The 19872-nt window shown below is 64.6% G+C and carries 22 protein-coding genes; 9 read left to right on the top strand and 13 right to left on the bottom strand.

The window, feature by feature from the left end; all coding sequences use genetic code 11:
• Window positions 1-2: 2 nt before the first annotated feature.
• The 3 genes from AC3WN8_RS25615 to AC3WN8_RS25625 all read right to left on the bottom strand — a co-directional run bounded on the left by AC3WN8_RS25615 (window position 3) and on the right by AC3WN8_RS25625 (window position 1636).
• Window positions 3-284 carry a proton-translocating transhydrogenase family protein gene (locus AC3WN8_RS25615; RefSeq protein ID WP_492672339.1) on the bottom strand — a complete coding sequence of 94 codons (282 nt, stop codon included), beginning with the start codon at window positions 282-284 and terminating at the stop codon, window positions 3-5.
• A gap of 88 nt (window positions 285-372) precedes the next feature.
• Window positions 373-1500, bottom strand: a complete 1128-nt coding sequence (locus tag AC3WN8_RS25620; protein ID WP_492672340.1) for an NAD(P) transhydrogenase subunit alpha — start codon at window positions 1498-1500, stop codon at window positions 373-375.
• Between the two features lie 10 nt (window positions 1501-1510).
• Window positions 1511-1636, bottom strand: coding sequence for an aa3-type cytochrome c oxidase subunit IV (locus AC3WN8_RS25625; protein ID WP_492672341.1), 126 nt, complete (start codon window positions 1634-1636; stop codon window positions 1511-1513).
• Between the two features lie 242 nt (window positions 1637-1878).
• Between AC3WN8_RS25625 and AC3WN8_RS25630 the strand changes: the two genes are divergently transcribed.
• The 6 genes from AC3WN8_RS25630 (at window position 1879) to AC3WN8_RS25655 (ending at window position 5835) form a co-directional block, all read left to right on the top strand.
• Entirely contained in the window at window positions 1879-3321 is a 1443-nt protein-coding gene (locus tag AC3WN8_RS25630) for a sigma-54-dependent transcriptional regulator (protein WP_492672342.1), read from the top strand.
• 107 nt (window positions 3322-3428) lie between these two features.
• A complete protein-coding gene (locus AC3WN8_RS25635) occupies window positions 3429-3989 on the top strand; it encodes a hypothetical protein (RefSeq protein ID WP_492672343.1) in 561 nt (186 codons plus the stop codon).
• Between the two features lie 173 nt (window positions 3990-4162).
• On the top strand, window positions 4163-4510 hold the full coding sequence (locus tag AC3WN8_RS25640) for an ArsR/SmtB family transcription factor (protein ID WP_492672344.1): 348 nt from the start codon (window positions 4163-4165) through the stop codon (window positions 4508-4510).
• Window positions 4494-4991: an SRPBCC family protein gene (locus AC3WN8_RS25645; protein WP_492672345.1), complete on the top strand. Its 498-nt coding sequence runs from the start codon at window positions 4494-4496 to the stop codon at window positions 4989-4991. Before AC3WN8_RS25640 ends, AC3WN8_RS25645 begins: the two co-directional genes overlap by 17 nt.
• A complete protein-coding gene (locus AC3WN8_RS25650) occupies window positions 4988-5419 on the top strand; it encodes a VOC family protein (RefSeq protein ID WP_492672346.1) in 432 nt (143 codons plus the stop codon). Before AC3WN8_RS25645 ends, AC3WN8_RS25650 begins: the two co-directional genes overlap by 4 nt.
• A complete protein-coding gene (locus AC3WN8_RS25655; RefSeq protein WP_492672347.1) occupies window positions 5416-5835 on the top strand; it encodes a DoxX family protein in 420 nt (139 codons plus the stop codon). The genes AC3WN8_RS25650 and AC3WN8_RS25655 overlap by 4 nt, the downstream gene beginning before the upstream one ends.
• A gap of 4 nt (window positions 5836-5839) precedes the next feature.
• Here AC3WN8_RS25655 and AC3WN8_RS25660 read toward each other — a convergent pair whose 3' ends face one another.
• Entirely contained in the window at window positions 5840-6544 is a 705-nt protein-coding gene (locus AC3WN8_RS25660; RefSeq protein WP_492672348.1) for an anti-sigma factor family protein, read from the bottom strand.
• Window positions 6541-7029 (bottom strand): RNA polymerase sigma factor, encoded by a 489-nt coding sequence (locus AC3WN8_RS25665; RefSeq protein ID WP_492672349.1) that lies wholly within the window; start codon window positions 7027-7029, stop codon window positions 6541-6543. The genes AC3WN8_RS25660 and AC3WN8_RS25665 overlap by 4 nt, the downstream gene beginning before the upstream one ends.
• Before the next feature lie 115 nt (window positions 7030-7144).
• On the opposite strand from AC3WN8_RS25665, the gene AC3WN8_RS25670 reads away from it, so the two are divergent.
• Both AC3WN8_RS25670 and AC3WN8_RS25675 read left to right on the top strand, forming a co-directional pair.
• Window positions 7145-8419, top strand: coding sequence for a S8 family serine peptidase (locus AC3WN8_RS25670; protein ID WP_492672350.1), 1275 nt, complete (start codon window positions 7145-7147; stop codon window positions 8417-8419).
• A gap of 93 nt (window positions 8420-8512) precedes the next feature.
• Complete coding sequence (locus tag AC3WN8_RS25675; RefSeq protein WP_492672351.1) at window positions 8513-9352, top strand: hypothetical protein; 840 nt, start codon at window positions 8513-8515, stop codon at window positions 9350-9352.
• 608 nt (window positions 9353-9960) lie between these two features.
• On the opposite strand, the gene AC3WN8_RS25680 is transcribed toward AC3WN8_RS25675, so the two are convergent.
• The 3 genes from AC3WN8_RS25680 to AC3WN8_RS25690 all read right to left on the bottom strand — a co-directional run bounded on the left by AC3WN8_RS25680 (window position 9961) and on the right by AC3WN8_RS25690 (window position 13547).
• Window positions 9961-11472, bottom strand: a complete 1512-nt coding sequence (locus AC3WN8_RS25680; RefSeq protein ID WP_492672352.1) for a COG3904 family protein — start codon at window positions 11470-11472, stop codon at window positions 9961-9963.
• 123 nt (window positions 11473-11595) lie between these two features.
• Entirely contained in the window at window positions 11596-12762 is a 1167-nt protein-coding gene (locus AC3WN8_RS25685) for a M23 family metallopeptidase (RefSeq protein ID WP_492672353.1), read from the bottom strand.
• The gene (locus tag AC3WN8_RS25690; protein WP_492672354.1) at window positions 12759-13547 is read right to left on the bottom strand and encodes a helix-turn-helix domain-containing protein; all 789 of its coding nucleotides are present in this window, start codon (window positions 13545-13547) and stop codon (window positions 12759-12761) included. Before AC3WN8_RS25690 ends, AC3WN8_RS25685 begins: the two co-directional genes overlap by 4 nt.
• Window positions 13548-13701: 154 nt before the next feature.
• Here AC3WN8_RS25690 and AC3WN8_RS25695 point away from each other — a divergent pair, with 154 nt between their 5' ends.
• On the top strand, window positions 13702-14097 hold the full coding sequence (locus AC3WN8_RS25695) for a hypothetical protein (RefSeq protein ID WP_492672355.1): 396 nt from the start codon (window positions 13702-13704) through the stop codon (window positions 14095-14097).
• 79 nt (window positions 14098-14176) lie between these two features.
• Here the strand turns inward: AC3WN8_RS25695 and AC3WN8_RS25700 are convergent, their stop codons facing one another.
• The 5 genes from AC3WN8_RS25700 to glmU form a co-directional block, all read right to left on the bottom strand.
• The gene (locus AC3WN8_RS25700) at window positions 14177-15190 is read right to left on the bottom strand and encodes a M23 family metallopeptidase (RefSeq protein ID WP_492672356.1); all 1014 of its coding nucleotides are present in this window, start codon (window positions 15188-15190) and stop codon (window positions 14177-14179) included.
• A 78-nt stretch (window positions 15191-15268) separates the two neighbouring features.
• Entirely contained in the window at window positions 15269-15847 is a 579-nt protein-coding gene (locus tag AC3WN8_RS25705; RefSeq protein WP_492672357.1) for a hypothetical protein, read from the bottom strand.
• Complete coding sequence (locus AC3WN8_RS25710) at window positions 15844-16383, bottom strand: RNA polymerase sigma factor (protein ID WP_492672358.1); 540 nt, start codon at window positions 16381-16383, stop codon at window positions 15844-15846. The genes AC3WN8_RS25705 and AC3WN8_RS25710 overlap by 4 nt, the downstream gene beginning before the upstream one ends.
• 121 nt (window positions 16384-16504) lie before the next feature.
• Window positions 16505-18328 (bottom strand): glutamine--fructose-6-phosphate transaminase (isomerizing), encoded by a 1824-nt coding sequence (gene glmS / locus AC3WN8_RS25715; protein WP_492672359.1) that lies wholly within the window; start codon window positions 18326-18328, stop codon window positions 16505-16507.
• A gap of 120 nt (window positions 18329-18448) precedes the next feature.
• Window positions 18449-19810 carry a bifunctional UDP-N-acetylglucosamine diphosphorylase/glucosamine-1-phosphate N-acetyltransferase GlmU gene (glmU, locus tag AC3WN8_RS25720; protein ID WP_492672360.1) on the bottom strand — a complete coding sequence of 454 codons (1362 nt, stop codon included), beginning with the start codon at window positions 19808-19810 and terminating at the stop codon, window positions 18449-18451.
• Window positions 19811-19872 lie beyond the last annotated feature (62 nt).

The raw sequence follows: 19872 nt of genomic DNA on the forward strand, positions 1-19872 counted from the left end.
CGTCAGCGCTCCTTCTTCTTGTACATGGCGAGCATGCGTGCGGTCACCGCGAAGCCCCCGAAGATGTTGATGCTCGCGAGCACCACTCCGAGCAGCCCCAGCCAGGTCGCGCTGGCCGAACCGAGCGCCGCCGATGCGATCAGCGCACCGACGATGATGACGGAGGAAATCGCGTTGGTCACCGCCATCAGTGGCGTGTGCAGTGCCGGCGTGACCGACCAGACGACATAATAGCCGACGAAGCACGCCATCACGAAGATCGACAGGATCGAAATGAAGTCCATAGTTCCTACCCCCGTTGGTCCCGAGCGAAGTCGAGGGACCTTGCGCAGCGTGTCTCGACTTCGCTCGACACGAACGGCCTTAGAATGACTAACCCAGCAACCTGGCGTTGACGACCTTGCCATCCTTGGTCAGTCGGATCGCCTGGGTGATCTCGTCGTCGTCCGGAAGAACAGGCCGCCCCGCCTCCTTGTCCCAGAAGGCGCTGAGGAAGTTGAACAGGTTGCGCGAGAACAGCGCCGACGTGTCAGCGGCGAGCCGGCTCGGCACGTTACGGTGGCCGACGATCTTGACGCCGTGCTTCACGACGACTTCGCCTGCAACCGCCCCCTCGACATTGCCGCCCTGTTCGACCGCGAGATCGACGATCACGCTGCCGGGCCGCATCGTCGCAATCTGCGCGTCGCTGATCAGCCGCGGCGCGGCGCGCCCCGGAATCAGCGCGGTGGTGATCACGATGTCCTGCTTGGCGATATGCGCGGAAACCAGTTCGGCCTGCGCCTTCTGATATTCCTCCGACATCTCGGTCGCGTAGCCGCCCGACCCTTCGCCCTCGATGCCCGCGACATTCTCGACGAAGATCGGCTTGGCGCCGAGCGACAGGATCTGCTCCTTGGTCGCAGACCGCACATCGGTCGCCGAAACCTGCGCGCCGAGGCGCCGGCCGGTCGCGATCGCCTGCAGCCCGGCAACGCCGACACCCATGACGAACAACTTGGCGGCCGAAACCGTGCCCGCCGCGGTCATCATCATCGGAAAGGCGCGGCCATATTCGCCCGCCGCGTCGAGCACCGCCTTGTAGCCCGACAGGTTCGACTGGCTGGAGAGGATGTCCATCGACTGCGCACGCGTGATGCGCGGCATGAATTCCATCGCCAGCGCCTCGACACCGGCCTTGGCATAATCGTCGACTCGCGCGCGCTCTCCGAACGGATTGAGGCCCGCGACCAGCCAGGCCCCGGCCTTCGCGCCCTTCAGGCTCGCGGGTGACGGGCCCTGAACGCCGAGCAATATGTCGGCGTCCTTGAGTGCCGCGGCACGCGTGCCGACGCTCGCACCCGCTGCCGCATAATCGGCATCGGCGATCGAGGCATCCGCCCCCGCGCCCGATTCGACGGCCAGGGTGGCGCCAAGTGCGATGAATTTCTTCACCGTTTCCGGTGTCGCCGAAACACGACGCTCACCGGCCGCGTCCTCCTTAAGGACCGCGATCTTCATGTGCGCAGCGTCAGCTTGCGAGGAGATAGATGACGAGCGCGACGACGAGTGCGCTCGCAACCGTGCCCCATTTGAACAGCCCGATGAACCCGTCATAGGTCTGCTGATGCGCCTTCATATCGCCACCGTCGGCCATTCTTATGTCCCCTGCCATGATCAAAGCCTCGCGGGGTCCTTAGCCAGCAAAGCCGGCCGCCTCAAGCCCCGGCGCGTGCAAGCGCTCGGGCGCAGGGTCGCGCACGACGGAACGCACGCAAATCCGAACGGAATCCGGACTCGATTCAAAGAATCCAATGAGCGCGATTCACCGCCTCGCTTTAAGGCGGCCTTTACCACCTCCATGCCATAACGTCCCCATACGGGACGGATGGAGCAGGAATGACGCCGAACGGGATACGTGTGCTGATGCTGATCGACGACGAGCCGGCACAGCGCCGCCTGGTCGCGGCGCTGGCGTCGCGCGCGGGTTGGCGGACCATTTTCGCGGGCGACACCGAAACCGCGATCGCGATGCTCGGCACGCAGGACGGCATGATGCTCGATGCGATCCTGCTCGATCATTGGGTCCCCGATGGTGACGCAGGCGATCTGATCGCCGAGATTCGCACGCGCCGGCCCGCCCTTCCGATATTGATGCTCACCGCAGTCACCTCGGTCTCGACCGCGGTCGAGGCGATGCGCGCAGGCGCCACCGATTTCCTGGTCAAGCCGATCGCGCCCGACCGGCTGCTCGCCGCGCTCGATGCGGCGGTCGGTGCCGGAGCATCGGCGGGCGAACTGCGCCCGCTGACCGAAAAGATCAGCCAGCCGCTCGCCTTTGCCGAAATCGTCGGCTCGGCCCCCGATTTCCGGGCCGCGCTCGCCATTGCCGCCAAGGCGGCACGGGCACGCGTTCCCGTGCTGATCGAGGGTGAAAGCGGCGTCGGCAAGGAAGTGGTCGCCGAAGCGATCCACGCCGCCTCGCCCCGCGCGCGCAAGCGCATGGTGGCGGTCAATTGCGGCGCGATTCCCGGCAATCTCGTGGAATCCGCTCTGTTCGGGCATGAGCGTGGCGCCTTTACCGGCGCGTTCGAGCGCCATAGCGGCAAGTTCCAGGAAGCCGATGGCGGCACATTGTTCCTCGACGAGGTCGGCGAATTGCCGCTCGACGCGCAGGTCAAATTGCTGCGCGTGCTCCAGTCGGGCGAGATCCAGCCGATCGGCGGCCGCGCGGTCGCCGATGTCGACGTGCGCGTGATCGCCGCGACCAACAAGACTCTGATCGACGAGGTCGCGGCCGGCCGCTTCCGCGAGGATCTTTACTACCGGCTCAACGTCGTCCAGGTGACCATCCCGCCGCTGCGCGAGCGCCGCGAGGATATTCCGGCACTCGCCCGCCACATGCTGACGCGCATCGCGCAACAGCCGGGCCTGCGCAGCCTGGGCATCACCGATGAGGGACAAGCGCTGCTGATGTCCTATGACTGGCCGGGCAATGTCCGCCAACTCCAGAACGCATTGTTCCGCGCCGCTGTGCTGTGCGATGGCGACGCACTCACCCGCTCGGATTTCCCGGAGATCGCCCGACAGGCCGCCGACCCGCGCCCGCTTGCCGAGCGCATGCCGGGCAACCGCCTGACTGCCGCGGCGGACGGCGCCGGCGTCGCCCTCTACCGCGCCGACGGCAATCTTCGCCCGCTCGAGGAGATCGAGGCCGATGTCATTCGCCTGGCGATCGGCCATTATCGCGGCCGCATGACCGAAGTGGCCCGCCGCCTCGGCATCGGCCGGTCGACATTGTACCGCAAGCTCGGCGAACTCGGGATCGGCGACGCCGCATAAGCCGGCGGCGATCCTGACCGGATCGGTTCAGATTTTCGCCATTTCTCCGCAGAATCGTCGATCCAGCCAATTGACCGTTACGGATTCGGCGTGTCAGAAAATCGGCCATGCGGGATCGGGGACTTTCATATATTTGCGCGTTGGCGGCCGTGATCGGCCTGGCGGCGTGCGACCGGGCGGCCACCGGCAATGACAATGCCGAAGCCGCACAAAAAGTGACCCCGGTGGACAGCGAGCCGGTGGCACTGGAAGGCGAACCGGACGAGCCCGTCGGCACCTATGCCAATCGCAAATACGGCTTCTCGGTCATGATCCCCGAGGGCTGGGCGCAATTGAGCGCCGCCGCCAACGAAGACGGCAGCATCTTCGAAGACAAGGCGACCGACGCGGATATGCGCGCCTATGGCGCCGACAATGAAGGCGACGCCGATTTCCAGCAGGCGATCGAGGCACTGCGCGACGGCACGACCGAGGTCGAGGGGGCCATGGTCGGCGAGCGCGAATATCGCGGCGCCGCGACCGCCGAGGGCGACCGCATCCGTATCCGTCTGCTCAAGACCTCCAAAGGCGCGATGGCGAGCGTCATGGTCCGCTACCCCGTGTCCCGCGCCGCGGCGCTCGACCCTATCGCCGTCCGCGTGCTGGATTCGCTCAGCGTCACCCCCTGAAGCATAGCCGTTTCTAACGGCACGCTTCGCCGACGCATGCGCACTTCAAGATAAATTCACGCCATCCGGGCCTAACCGGACCCGGTGAACATTCAGCATGCGGCCGGCCCGCATGATGCGACGTCTCGCGATTTGGCTTGAATTTAACTTATCGGTTAAATACAAATACCGCCATGCAGACCGACCCACTCAGTGCAACCTTCGCAGCACTTGCCGACCCCACCCGTCGCGCCATCCTGGCGCGGCTGAGCGAAGGCGAGGCGTCGGTGAACGATCTCGCCGCACCGTTCGAGATGAGCCTGCCCGCGATCTCCAAGCATCTGAAGGTGCTCGAGCGGTCGGGGTTGATCAGTCGCGGCAAGGCGGCGCAATGGCGCCCCGCCCGGCTGGAGCCGATGGCGATGAAACCCGTCAGCGACTGGCTCGATCAATATCGCCGTTTCTGGGACGCGAGCTTCGACCGGCTCGACGCCTATCTGAAACGCATCCAGTCGGGAGACCGCGATGTCCGGCCAAGCTGACGGGATATCCTCTCGCGAGACGCTTCACCTCGTCCGAGAATTCGACGCGCCGCGCGACCTGATCTGGCTTGCCTGGACCAAGGCGGAGATGCTGGTCGCATGGCTGGGTCCCGTCGAGTTTCCCGCCATCCACGCCGAGCAGGATCTGCGCGTCGGCGGTGCCTGGAGCGCCTGTCTCAAATCGCCGGAAACGGGTGCGCTGCTGTGGCAGCGCGGCACCTATCGCGAGATCGATCCGCCCGCACGGCTGGTCTTCACTTTCAAATGGGAAGGCGATCATGAGGACGGCCCGCCCGTCGACACGCTCGTCACTATCGCGCTCGCCGAATTGCCCGACGGGCGCACGCGCATGGACTTCACGCATGAAGGGCTCAAGTCCGCACAGAGCCTGACCGGACATCATCATGGCTGGACCAGTAGTTTCGAACGCTTCGATCGCTGGCTGGCCTTATCGATCAATGAGAAGGAGGACCGCCGATGAAGCTGATCAACAATCTCGTCTTCAAGGGCAATTGCCGCGAAGCCTTCGCGCATTATGCCGATGTGCTGCGCGGGGAGATCACCGCGATGCTCACCTTTGACGACGTGCCGGAAGGCGTGCCGATCGGCGAGGACGACCGCGGCCTGATCATGCATGCATGGCTGCAGATCGGTGACCAGGCGATCATGGGCTGCGATGCGCCCGCCCATTATGCGCAGGATATGGGCGGCTTCAGCGTCTCCTATCACAGCGAGGACGCGGCCGAAGCGCAGCGCGTGTTCGACGCACTCGCCGAGGGCGGCAGCGCGACGATGCCGTTCGGCCCGACCTTCTGGTCGCCCGCTTTCGGCATGCTGACCGACCGGTTCGGAACCCCCTGGATGATCAACACCGTTCCGGCCGCGGGCTGGACGCCGGGCCAGCCATGAACGCTGCGACCGAAAAAGCGCAAACCCGCAATGGCGGTGCGATGCTGTGGACCGGCTGGACGCTGACCGGCCTGTTCGCGCTGTTCATGATCGGCGCTTCGGTGACGCCCAAGCTGCTCGGCATGCCAGTGGCTGAGGAGACCATGGCCGCACTCGGCTGGCCGCCCGGCTATGCTTTCATGATCGGCCTGATCGAACTGGCCTGCCTGATCCTCTATCTGGTGCCGCGCACGAGTATCTTCGGTGCAGTGCTGATGATGGGGCTGTTGGGCGGCGCCATGGCGACGCAGGTCCGCGCCGGCAGCCCGCTGTTCAGCCACATATTTTTCAGCATCTATCTGGGGCTGTTCATGTGGGGCGGCCTGTGGCTGCGCGATCCCGCACTGCGCGCCATGTTTCCGCTGCGGCGGGGCTGACGCCCTATCTCCATCCCCGATCGCGCGCCGCAGCCTCGCCTGCGGCGTCGAGCGGATCGCCGACCATCATCGCCTGCGCCGCGGCCAATATCACCGGATCGGTCGAACTTGCCTGGCGATATTCGCTCGCTGCGCGCACGGTGCCGCTCGCCATGTGACGAACCTGCCAGCCGCCCGCGGCGCGACAGGCGACGCCATCCAGCCCCGCGCCCTGGAAAGTCCGGCAATAGCTGCCGTCATTGCTGCGAAAGCTGATCCCGATCCGGGTCGCGGCATCGCCGGCTTGCGCGGAAGCGAGTTGGGTGTCGAGCGCGGCGGCAAGGCTCCCTTGCGCAACCGCCACGCCGTTGCTGACGCCGACCGGACCGGCATTCCGATCGGCAATGCCTTGGCCGACAAGAATGCCGACCACCAATGTCGCCGCGATCGCCGCGACATTGGCGAACCAGTATCGCGCCGGCCGGCGTTCGGCCCGCGCGGCAGCCAGATCGATGACATCGGTCCGAAGCAACGCGCTCAGCCGCTCGGGCACGGCCTCTTCCGCAAACGGCGCAAAATGTCCCGCGATCCGGGCACGCAGCGCACGATCGGCCTCGACCTGGCGGGCAAGCGCCGGATCCGTCGCGATCGCCTGCTCGACGCGGCGGCGGGTCAGCTCGTCGAGTTCGCCGTCGGCATAGGCCATCAATGTCTCGCGATCGATCGTCATGCCGCTTCCCCCAGTTCGCGCATCAGCGCCTCGCGCCCGCGCACCAGTCGCGACGTCAGCGTGCCCATCGGTATGTCGAGGATCTCGGCCGCCTCGCGATAGGCAAAACCCTCGACCAGCACGAGTGCGATCGCTTCGCGCTGCTCGGCGGGCAGCCGGTCCATCGCGCGGCCGACATCGGCGATTTCGACCGCCATCTCGATGCGCCGGTCGCCATCATCGCCCACCGTAGCCCCCGCTTCCTCGGGTACGAAGGTCTGGTCGCGGCGACCACGGGCCCTGATCTCGTCGATCCACAAATTGCGCATGATCCGAAACATCCAACTGTCCAGTCGCGTGCCCGCCTGCCACTGATCGCGCGATTTCAACGCGCGTTCGACCGCCGCCTGGCACAGATCGTCCCCGTCCGCGGCGTTGCGTGACAGACTCATGGCGAAACGCCGCAGCCGCGGCAGCAGCGCCAGCATATCGCCTTCGAACGCCATCAACGCATCACCATCTTCTGTCCTTCACGGATGAAACGGTCGTGCTCCTGCGTTTCATCCCTATCATGACGAAAAAGATCGAACGAATTTCGCGAAGCGGGGCTAGGATGGGCAGATGCGGCGCATAGCCCCGGTCATTCTGACATGCCTTGTTGCGGGGCTGCCCGCGCCCCTGCTCGCTCAGCTCGTGCCGGGGCTGCCCCCCGTCATCCAGCGCCTGCCCGACGCGATCGATCGCACGGTTTCGAACACTCTGGACCGGGTGGAACCGGCCAGAATGGCCGAAAACCTGCTCGGAGACCGACTGAGGCGATTGCGCAGCACTGTCTCCGCCAATCGTCGCGTCCTGGAACTCGATGCCGAGGGCGACCCAGCGGTGCGCGGCGAGCTGATGATCGTCGACGCGACACCGGATGCGTTGCGCAAGGCCGTCGACGCCGGCTTCACCTTGATCGGCGAGGAAAGCATCGACGGACTCGACATCCGCTATACGCGGCTCGGCACGCCCAAAGGCATGAGCCTGGCCCGCGCGGAGAAAAGGCTGCGCGACATTGCCGGCCCGGCGGAGATCAGCGCCGACCAGCTGCATTTCCAGAGCGGCGCGGCAAAGCCGATGCCGATGCTCGCCGCCATGGCGCAAACCTCGCAGCCCGGCTCCGGCGCGGCGATCGGGATGATCGATGGCGGCGTCGCCCGCCATCCCGCGCTTGACGGGCCGATCGAGCAGCGCGGCTTCGCCGGCCCACCGTCCGCAAGCCATCACGGGACGGCCGTCGCCTCGCTGATGGTCGGCCGGGGGGCGATGCGCAGCCCCGCCCCGGGAACGCGGCTGCTGGTTGCCGATGTCTATGGCGACAATCCGGCGGGCGGCAGCGCCGCGACCATCGCGCGCGCTCTGGGCTGGCTCGCCGGACGGCAGGTGCCCGTGGTGACGATCAGCCTCGTCGGCCCACGCAATCCCTTGCTCGATCGCGTCGTCCGCGCGGCGCAGGCGCGCGGCATGATGATCGTGGCGGCGGTCGGCAATGATGGCCCGGCCGCCCCGCCATCCTATCCGGCATCCTATGCGGGCGTGATCGCAGTGACCGGTGTCGACGCGCGCAATCGCGCGTTGATCGAAGCCGGCCGCGCACTCCATCTCGATTTCGCGGCCCCCGGCGGCGACATGCGCGCGGCGGACGCACGTGGCGGCATGGCCGCAGTGCGCGGCACATCGTTCGCGGCCCCCCTCGTCGCCGCATCGCTGCTCGCGCATTATCCGGCGCCCGATCCCGCACGTCGCGACGCAGCCTATCGCGCGCTGGCGCAGGGCGCGATCGATCTCGGCGCGAAGGGACCGGACAAGATCTTCGGCCAGGGACTGGTCTGCGGTGACTGCCGTACACGCTGAAAAAAATCTCGCGCCGTGGGATTAAAGGGAGGCCCGGTTCCGTTTCCCTTCTGACGGCGGCCTGACCGCCGGCACGAAGGGAAGGACAAGATCATGAAAATTCTCCTGATTGCGAGCACCGCCATGCTGGCGCTGGCGACGACACCGGCTTCGGCCCAGCTCCTAGGCGGCCGCGGGCTCGGCCAGACGATCGGCGGCCTGTCCGGCGGTCTCGGTTCGGGCATCGGCGGCACGCTGGGACGCAGCGGTGAGACCCGGCTCGACCGCAGTGTCGACCGGCGGTCGGGCCGCGCGAGCACGCGCGCCTCGACGCGCCAATCGGCCAATGGCGGCCTCACGGGCAATGTCGATACGATCGGCCGCACGATCGGCGGGTCGGCGACGGGAAGCGGCAGCGGGTCCGCCGATGCGGATATGACCGTACAGGCGATCGGCACCGACGCGGTGCGCGGCGCGGCACAACCCGCGGTCGGGCTGGCGCGCGACACCGTGACCGGCGCGCGCGGCACGGCGGACGCAACGCTTGGATCCGCTGCCGGCAGCACGAACGCGGTCGGCGGTAGCGCGAACGCAGCCGGATCATTTGCCGGCAACGCACAGGGTAGCCTGGGTCAGCTTGCCGCAACAGGCAGCGGCGCGGCCAATGCCGCCGGCAATTTCGCGGTCCAGCCCGGCATGATCGTCGAGGATGCCAAGGGCCGCGCCATCGGCACCGTGCAATCGGTCCGCTCGACCGCCGACGGCACGATCACGTCGCTGATGATGACGGTGGGCGATCGCAGCGTCGCGCTCCCCGCCGGCAATTTTACGGCATCGGGCGATGCGCTGGTCTCCGGCATGTCGAAAGGCGAAGTGAAATCCGAAGCCAAGCGCCAGGAGGAGGCGGCACCGAGTACGGAGGGTGGCGAAGAACCCAACGTGCAGTCGCGATAATATCACCCTGCAAGTCGTCCGGGCCGGGCTTTCCCAAGTTCGGCCCGAACGGTGATCATTCGGAGACGTCCCAATTTCCTCACTGTCGCTCCAGCGAAAGGTTGGATGTGGGCAATATTCCACGCCTCCTCCACTCCGCTAAGGACCTGGCATCAAGATGAAATTGCCGGAGATTGGCGCCGATCGCGCCAATCCGATCATATTGTTCATCCATGGCGCCTCGGCTCGGAGATGCCGATTACCTGGTCGTTCCAGCGCCCCCCGGGAAGATTTCTTTGCCGTCGCCCAATGGGATCAGCGCGGCGTCCGCAGCTTGCAGATGTCAGCCTCGCGAAGCTCGACCGCCTGAGCCTGCCTGTGCTGATGCTGCTCGGTCGCCAGGGTTACGCGACGCCTTCGATAATCACCGCCGGCTGGATGGGTCGACTTCGCGCGCCAAAAGAGACGATCGTCTGGATGGAGCATACCGCCCATTTGCCATGATCGAGGAGCCCGGCCATGTGCTCTTGGCGCTGCGCCAACATGCGCGGCCGCTGGCAACAAGGAGCAGATGCAAGCCGCCATCCTGACCGGAGCGTAGGCACAGGTCGGGTACGGCTGCACCGTCATCAATCTCGACTGATATCTCGTATAAAAGCAAGCCTGAACCAATTTCCTACCATGCCTTCGAGGTCATAAATGGCCGTGAACAATATATCATTAGAATCGCAATAGTCTTTTTCGTTGACAGAATCTTTGTTATCGTTCGCCTTCAATATTTTTTCTTTTTCCGCATCAGGCAACGCTGCAATTCGCTCAACATACAGGCTTTTAAATGACTGTTTTGCGATATTTATTTGTTCTTCATTCGGATAAATCCCTTCACCTCCGCTCGACAGACCGGTTGATATTCCACGCCTGTATAAAGATAGAAACTTCTCCAGCTCACCTTCCCCCAAGGCCGAAACTGCTCGGAACTCAAGGCCCGGATCGCTAGGATTTCCTCGAAAAAAGGCACTGCATTGGGCGTCATTCATCACTTTTGGATACAAGGAAAAATAACGAAAATATGCTCTGATATCTTCGTCAGGCAACCTCGAAAGCCCCCTGAAGAATACCTTTTCTGCCACGGAGCTTCCCAATTGCCTTCCAACGCGCCGGCTGGATTCATAGTCTGACATCGCACCCCATGCGTTATAAATTTCCTTGGATATCTCGGCTATTAATTTCCCATTTCCAAAAGTTTCATGGAGATGAAATTCAAAAACCTTAAATTCCTTCTCATCAAGTCCCATCGCGGAAAACTGTTCTCTCACAGATCCCGGTTTCAACATATATTCTCGGAACTCTTGGGATATTTGATCAATCGACGGCCGGATCTCCGTTTTCTTTCCCGCCACTCCAGATGTGTCGCTCGGAGTTCGCACATTCGTAACCACGATCGGCGGCGCTGGGCCCAGACGATTTCCTTCTTGTGCCTTGCCGGCAGTCTTTGCCTTGCCTTGAGGGACATCGCCCGGTTTATCGGGGATCAACTCCTCGAATTCGATACCCGCCTCCACCTTGTTCTCAGCCGACAACCAATTGAATTTGTCAGGAGGCGCAGTGGTTGCGAAGACAACTGCTCTCTGCGGCAAGTTCAGCAATGTCAGATAGTGACCAACAAGCGCATTGCCGACGCCGGTTTCCTCGATCTTGCCGTCCTTATTGCGATAGCTGGCATGGAAACCGACCTGACCTTCGGGAGAAAGCAACCTTGAAGAACCGGCCAACCAGATCAGCGCACAGGACGAAAGGCAGGCAGCATCTTTCACCACCGCGGTCGAATAGCCCGCAAGCCGGATCAGCTTGCCGATCTCGATCGCCGGCACCAGGGCTCCTCCTTCGCTGTCGAGCCCCACGACAGCATCCTTGAGCTTGATCGAAAGCTTACGGAATACGTCGTCATCACCGTGCTCGATCGAGCCCATGAGCAGGATGACATCTACACCGTTAGAAAGCGTACGATGTTCGATCTTCGCGGCATGCGCCGCACCCGCAGCGCCCAAACCGACGCTCGCCGTCAGGCCGATCAGAATCGCGTAGATCCTCGATCGCAGGAAGCTCGGTTTGATCGCCAGCGCGGCCCCTGCCATGCCCATAGCATTCTTTCCCCCTCAAAGATCGGACAATGCCGCAAACCCTTGAGGGCTTCAATCGCAACAGGGGTTTGAAGCGTCACGACTTCACCTTCATGATCAACGATCCTCGACCGCTGACTGGCTTCAATCCCGCGCCGGTCCGAACATGATCACCGTGTTCGGACCGGGGCGCTCGACCATGCGAGGACCGCTCGTCGCCGGCGCCACCATTTCCCAGCGAGCACTGCCAAGCGTGCCGATATCGCGATAACGACCGAGCGCCACGAAACGATCGATCAGGAAGGGCATCCCTTCCCCCTCCAGCGGTGCGGCCGCGTCGGCAAGGTGGAAATGAAGATGCGGGCCGGTCGAGTCTCCGGTGAAGCCGAGCGCCGCGATGACCGCGCCCTTCCGCACGCGATCCCCCGCTTTCACCTTTATGCTGCCCGGTTTCAGATGCTCGTAGATCGCGTAGCGGCCGCCAGGCAGTGCGAGCGACACGAAATTTCCCGCCGCATCGCCGATCGGATGATCGGGGTTCGCGGAGATGCGATCGCTTTCGGGCATGTCGTCGCGCGCCGCGGCCACCACGGCATCGGCCACCGCGATCACATCGGCTCCATAGCCCAATGTCGTGGAGACCGCGTCTGCATCACCCTTTGTCGTGCGGCCATTCTCGTCCACCCTGACCCAGTCTATGGCGAAACGCCCGGGGATGCGGGCCTTGCCGCCGACCGCATAGATCACGCGCCGATGGCCGCGCGCCCAGTCCGGATGATGGATCGCGACCCAGGGGCCGCCGGCAAGCGGTGGGCCGAGCATCGTCACCGGGCGCATATCCACTGCGATATCCGCACCGGAAACGCTGAACGCCTTCGCCCAGCCTGGCGCAACACGCATATAATCGATCCGATGGGACAGCCGTCGTAAACGACCGTCGCGTACCCGGTCCAGTTCGATATACAGGATCGCGCGTTCGCCCGGCGCAACCACCGCGGCATCTTTCCCGGCGGCGAGACGCGCGATCCGCCCCGCAAGCGTTTCTCCGGCGAACTGCGCCAGCACCTCGCCCGTCTCGGCATTCATCACATGCAATTGCCGGATTACGAGCGCATCGGCGCTGAAATTGGTCAGGTGAAGCTCATAGACATATTGGTGCTTCCCTTCGACCGTGACCGGCGCGGGAGCGACCGGAATCGCCATATCGAAGGACTGACGCGGATCCTCCGCCATGCCTGGACCAGAGAGAAAAGCCGCGACCAGCGCAAAGCTCGCAACCGATCGACCGATCCAGCGATGACCGGCTTTCATGCGGCCACCTGCTTCACCGCCTCGGCGGTTTCCTCGTCGGCGGGAAAGAAGGTCTCCAGCGTCAGTTCGGCCAGAGTGACGTCTTGCGCGGTGCCGAACAATGTCGTGGTGCTGAGGAAACTCAGCACGCGATCGCCCATCATCAGCTTCATCGGCACCGCGATCCCGCCCAGATCCTGCGGGCGCGCATCGGGCATGGGCGGCACGGGATAGGCCTCCAGTTCCGCCAGCAACGGATCGAGCGCACCATCGGTCGACGCGCGCGCTTGGTGTCGCAGCCGATCGAGCAGGTGATGGCGCCATTCGGCGAAATTGACGATGCGCGGCGCCAACCCCTGCGGATGCAGCGCCAGCCGCATCGCATTGGCGGGCGGACCGAGCAGTTCGGGCGGAATCCCCGCGAGCATCGGCGCAATGCCGCGATTGGCCGCGACAAGATCCCAGCGACGGTCGACCACGAGCGCCGGCCAGGGTTCGTGCGCGGCCAGGATCAGGTCGATCGCGCGGCGGGCGCCCGCCATGTCGGGATCGTCGAGCGAGCGTTCGCCGAAGAGCGGCGCGAAGCCGGCCGCGGCCAGCATCACGTTGCGGTCACGCAACGGCACCTCGAGCTGTTCGGCGAGGCGGAGGACCATATCGCGGCTGGGCCGCGCCCGCCCGGTTTCGAGAAAGCTCAGATGCCGCGTGGATATCTCGGTATCCAGCGCCAGGTCGAGCTGGCTCATCCGCCGCTTCTGCCGCCATTCGCGCAGATGATCCCCAACGCCCCGTGCTGCGACCGTCATCGAAACCCTCCATCTGCGAACAGACCCAGGCAATAAGCGCCGATCCGCTCATTCGACATTACCTGACAGGTAATCGACGCAGCTACCTGAATCGACGAAATCTCCGCTCGTCAACCCGACATGCACTTAACCGCACTGCACAAGGAGTTTCGCCATGACCGACACCGATACCCGCACAATCCGCAAGATCCTGTCCTTCGACGCACTGACCTGTCTGGCCGCAGGCGCCGCGATGGCCTTGGGTGCGGAGCTGCTGTCCGGGCCGACCGGATTGCACCCGATCCTGCTGCTCGTCGCCGGGTGCAGCCTGTTCCCGGTCGCGGGCCTGTTCGCCTGGATGGCGCGAACCCCGCTGCTCAATCGCGCATTGGTGATGATCGCAGTGGTCGGCAATGCCGGCTGGGTCGCGGCCAGCATCGCGGTGCTCGCGCTGACCGCGCCGACCGCATTCGGCATCGCCTTCGTGCTGGCGCAGGCGCTGGTCGTCGCGATACTCGCCTGGGCGGAACTCCGCCATGCGCCGCATGGGCGCGGCGTCGCCACGACATAAAGGGGGTGAGGCATTCGCTGCCCCGAACATCCATCCACAAGAGGGGGGAGCATCCGGCGGATGCTCCCCTTTTCGTTTGTCAGCGCGCGGGTGCGATCGCCTGTCCGCGCACCGGCTCCCCGTCCCGTGACGGACGACCATCGACGATCATGTCGTGAAACGCCGCAGGCAGCCCCTGCCCGCCTTCGGCGAATGTCGGCCCGGTCTGGAGGTGGAAATGGACATGCGGCTCGGACGTGTTGCCGCTGTTCCCGCACAGGCCGACCGGCTGCCCGGCCTTCACCACATCCCCCTTTTTCACCTTGGTCGATCCATTCTGAAGATGGCCGACAAGCGAATATTGGCTCTCGCCGTGGCGGATGATGACGTGGTTCCCGGCCACCTGTTTCGGATTCATCTGGCCCACCGGCATATCGACGACCCCGTCCACCGCTTCGGACACGACACCGTCCGCGGCGGCCAGCACGGGCTGCCCCCAGCAGAAATAGGAGGAGAGCTTGTCCGCCGGCCCCTCGAAGGAGCGTCCGTCGCGCGTCACCAGGAAATCGAAGGCATAGGTCTGCGCGGGCGCGACCATATGATAATTGCGCACCAGATTGCGTCCGCCCCAAAACGTAAGCCAGCTCCCCTTGGCCGGTGCGGAAAAAGGCAGCCGTACCGGCACGCCGGCCCCGGCGGCAAGCGCAGGCGGGGGTGGTGCCGAAGGCTGGATTACCGCGGAGATCACCACGCCCTTTTCATCCCATACGACCATCGTCGATGCCGCTGGAAGGCGCTCATGCGCCGCCAGCCGCTGATAGAAACTATAGCCATTCCCCTTCATGGCGATCTCGTCGAAGACCTTGGTCTGCGCACCCATCTGTCCCTTGATCGCCTCGGCGAACGCCGCCGCACTGCCGGCAGATTCGATCTTGGAGCGCAGATCGGGCGTCGCCGCCTTGGCCAACGCCGCCACGCTCTCCGCGGACGTCCAGTCGGACAGGGCCCGCCCGCGCTGCACGATCGCGTCCTCATCCTCTCCTCCCGCATGCGCCGCGGTGACGGCCGCCGCCGCCATCGTCAGCGCGGCCACGGTCTTGCCGGGAAATCGCATCGTCATTCTCCTCGTTCAGCCGGCGTCGCGCCGGGCATTGGCTTGTCTGGATTTTGGATTGCCGGGGGGGGCGGCGGATCAGTGCGGCCCGGCCTGGGCGTCCAGTTCGGCATCCAGAACGCGCGCGGCCCGGCGATTGATATGGATGATCCAGGCTATGAAGGCGATTTGCACCACCCCCGTCACCGCGACGAACGGCCAGTTCCTGGCCTCCGTCTTCAGCAGCACGGCGACATACATCGTCACGAGACCGGGTATGGACGGCGCAACATACCAGAGCCATACCGACGCCAGCGCATCACGCTGGCGTTGCAACCCGATGCAATAGATTTCGACGCTGGGCCGGGCGCCGTCGATCGCCGCCACCGGGCTGGTGCGCCGGTGCAACTGCCAGACCACCGTCCCCACGCCGACCATCAGCAATATCGCGGCCAATGTTGCCAAATCGAAGATGCCCTGCGCGATCTGGCGGATCGCGAACACCGCGAACACCATGAACACCAGTCCGGCCGCGACATATTCGATGCGATTGCGCGCGCGTATGCGGCCATCCAGCCGATCGATGCGGATGCGGATTTCCTGCGGGGTCAGGATATGCGGCTGCACCGATTGTTGCTTCCACATCGTCGTGGGGGCGTCGGGTTCGTTGCCCGTCATGACAAGTCTCCTTTCGCAAAATCCTTTGCGAGCAATGCCTTGATGCGATGGATGCGCGTCGCGACCGCGCCGGGGGTGAGCCCGGTGATCTCGGCGGATTCCGATGCATCCACCTCTTCGAGATGAAGCAGCAGCAATTGCCGGTCGATCGGCCGTAATCGCCAGATCAGCGCGTAGAGGCGGTCGAGCGTCACCGCCGCATCGGCCTGCTCCTCCGGATCGGCGCGATCGTCGGCAACATCGACGCCGTCGAGATCGGCCAGTATCTCTATCCGCTTCCCCCGCACGGCCTTGTCGACATGACGAGCACCGACATTGTGCGCGACACGGTGGGTCCAGGTCGCCAGGCTGCATTGCCCCGCGAAGATCGCCAGGCTGCGCCAGAGCTGGAAATGCATTTCTTGCTCAAGATCCTCGCGCAAGGCCGGCTCCGCTTCATAGCCGGCGGACAGCCGCGCGATCATGCCCCCATGCGCCCGCGATGCCTCCGCATAGAGCGCATCCCGTTCGTCGCATTGGCCTTGCGGGCCGCTCATCCACACGCTCCTGCCATCTGCTCAGCCATGACAGTTGCATCGAAACGGAGTTTCTTACGGAAAAATCTTCATGACTTTCCGAACTTCCCCGCTCAGCGCCGAACGCAGATGATCAGCGCGCTCACTCCACCGTCACGGATTTTGCCAGATTGCGCGGCTGATCGACATCGGTGCCCTTGGCCAACGCGACATGATAAGCGAGCAGTTGCACCGGCACCGCATAGACGATCGGCGCGATCAGCGGATGGACCTTGGGCATCTCGATCGTGGCGACGGCATCCTCGCCGGCCTGCGCCAGCCCGTCGGCGTCGGAGATCAGCACGACCTGCGCGCCGCGCGCCTGCGCTTCCTGCATGTTGGAAACGGTCTTGTCGAACAGCGGGCCCGAAGGTGCGAGCACGATCAGCGGCACATTATCGTCGATCAGCGCGATCGGCCCGTGCTTCATCTCGCCCGAGGCATAGCCCTCGGCATGGATATAGCTGATCTCCTTGAGCTTCAGCGCCCCTTCCAGCGCGAGCGGATAATCCGGACCGCGGCCGAGATAGAGCACGTCGCGCGCATTGGCGATCGTGCCCGCCATCGCCTGGATTTCATCGTCATGCGCCAGCGCTGCATTGATCGCGGCAGGCGCCTCGACCAGATGACGGACGATCTCGCGCTCTTCCTCGACGGAGAGCTTACCCGCTGCGCGCGCCAGATTGACGGAAAGCGCCGCCATCACCGCGAGCTGACAGGTGAATGCCTTGGTCGACGCGACGCCGATCTCGGGCCCGGCATGGGTGGGCAGCAGCAGATCGACCTCTCGCGCCATCGAACTGGTCGGCACGTTGATGATGCCCGCGGTGGTGACGCCGTTCGCCTTCATGTGACGCAAGGCAGCGAGCGTATCGGCGGTCTCGCCCGACTGCGAGACGACGACGCCCAGCGTGTTGGGCAGCAACACGGGATCGCGATAGCGGAACTCCGACGCGACATCGACCTCGACGGGAATGCGCGCGAACTGCTCGATCCAGTATTTGCCGATCATACCGACATAGGATGCGGTGCCGCAGGCGACGATAGTGACGCGCTCGACCGATGCCAGATCGAAATCCATGTCGGGAAGCGCGACCATCTGTTCAAGCGGACGGAGATAGCTTTGCAGCGTCTGGGCGACCACGACCGGCTGCTCGTAGATCTCCTTCTGCATGAAATGCCGATGATTGCCCTTGTCGATGATCGCGGCGGATGCCCCCGATTCGACGATCGGGCGTTCGACCGGCTGGTTGTCGCGATCGAAGATCTCGACGCCCGAGCGTGTGATCGCGACCCAGTCGCCCTCGTCGAGATAGGCGATGCGCTGGGTGAGCGCGGCAAGCGCGTGCGCGTCCGACCCCAGATAATTCTCGCCCTCACCATAACCCACGGTCAGCGGCGCGCCGAGACGCGCGCCGATCAGCAGGTCGGGCTCGGTCCGGAACATGACGCCCAGCGCGAAGGCGCCGTGGAGCCGCGGCAGCACCGCGGCGACCGCATCGCGCGGTGCGACGCCGCCTTCGACCTCGCGCGCGATTAGATGCGCGACCACTTCGGTGTCGGTCTGGCTCAGGAAGATGCGGCCCTCGGCCAGCAATTCGTCACGCAGCGGCTTGAAATTTTCGATGATGCCGTTGTGGACGATCACCACATCGCCGGCGATATGCGGATGCGCATTGTCGGTGGTCGGCGCGCCATGCGTCGCCCAGCGGGTATGGGCGATGCCGCTCGTGCCCGGCGCGGGGTCGGCGGCGAGCACGCGCGCCAGATTCTCCAGCTTCCCTTCGGCGCGGCGGCGGACCAACTGCCCGTCATGGACGGTGCAGATGCCGGCGGAATCATAGCCGCGATACTCCAGGCGCTTCAGCCCATCGACCAGTCGGTCGGCGACATCGTTTTTGCCCAAGATTCCGATGATTCCGCACATGCAGTACTTACTCCATTTTCCCCTCCCGTGTGCGGGAGGGGTCGGGGGGAGGCCTGTTCACGATCGACGTGAGGCCCGACACGTCCTCCCCCCTAACCTCTCCCGCTTACGGCTTGGGAATTACTTGTTCTTCTTGGCGCTCATCACGTCGCGAAAGCGTTTCGCTCTACCCGGTTTCGCTTCCTGCTGCCCGCGCGCGACGGCGAGCGCATCCGCCTCGACGTCGCGGGTGATGACCGATCCCGCACCGACGATCGCCCCCGCGCCGATCCGGACGGGCGCCACGAGCGCGCTGTTCGATCCGATAAAGGCGCCGGCACCAATCTCGGTCCGGTATTTGAAATAGCCGTCATAATTACAGGTGATGGTGCCCGCGCCGATATTGGCGCCCGCCCCCACCTCGGCATCGCCCAGATAGGTCAGATGGTTGGCTTTCGCTCCGGGGCCCAGCACCGCCTTCTTCATCTCGACGAAGTTGCCGACTTTCGATTTCTCGCCCATGACGGCGCCGGGACGCAACCGTGCGTACGGACCGACTTCCGCTTTTTCGCCGATCGTCGCCCCCTCGATATGGCTGAAACCGTGGATGACGACCCGGTCGGCAACGCGCACGCCAGGGCCGAAAAAAACATTGGGCTCGATCGTCACGTCGCGGCCGATCACCGTGTCATGCGCGAACCACACCGTCTCCGGCGCGATCAGCGTTGCGCCTTCGGCCATGACGCGCGCACGGCAGCGGCGTTGCCATTCGCCTTCGACCGCGGCCAGCTCGGCACGGCTGTTGACGCCGGCGACCTCCCAGGGCTCAGCCTCGACCACGGCGCTGCGCCGCCCTTCGGCCAGCGCCAGCATGACGATGTCGGGCAGATAATATTCGCCCGCCGCATTGTCGTTGCCGATGCGCCCGAGCAGATCGAACAGATCGCGCGCGCGGACCGCCATCAGCCCAGAATTGCACAGGTTTAGCGCACGCTCCTCCGGCGTCGCATCTTTATATTCCACCATCTTCGCGATGGAACCGTCCCCCTCGACGACGATCCGGCCATAGGCTGCGGCATCGTCGGGACGGAAGGCGAGAACGACCACGACGGGGGCATCGGCGGCGTTCAGTCGCGCGATCATGCCGCGCATCGTCGCCTCTTCGACCAGCGGCACGTCGCCATAGAGAATCAGCACATCGCCATCGAAACCCGAAAGCGCCTGCTCCGCCTGACGGACGGCGTGACCTGTCCCGAGCTGTTCCGCTTGGACGGCGAAACCCGCCGTACCGCCCGCCAGCGATGCCTCGACCTGTTCACGGCCGGCCCCGACCACCACCACCGTCCGCGCGGGGGCGAGCGCATCGACGCTTGCCAGCAAGTGATGAAGCATCGGCCGCCCGGCGATCGGGTGCAGCACCTTGTGGATGTCGGATTTCATCCGCGTTCCCTGCCCCGCAGCGAGGATGATTGCGGCAAGATCTGCGGCGGGCGTCGCGCTCATGGATGTTCCCTCATGGCGCCCGCACTTGCCACGGAAACCTTGCCATTTCCATAGCTGCCGAG

The sequence above is a fragment of the Sphingobium sp. FW305-3-2-15-F-TSA7 genome (assembly GCF_058787155.1).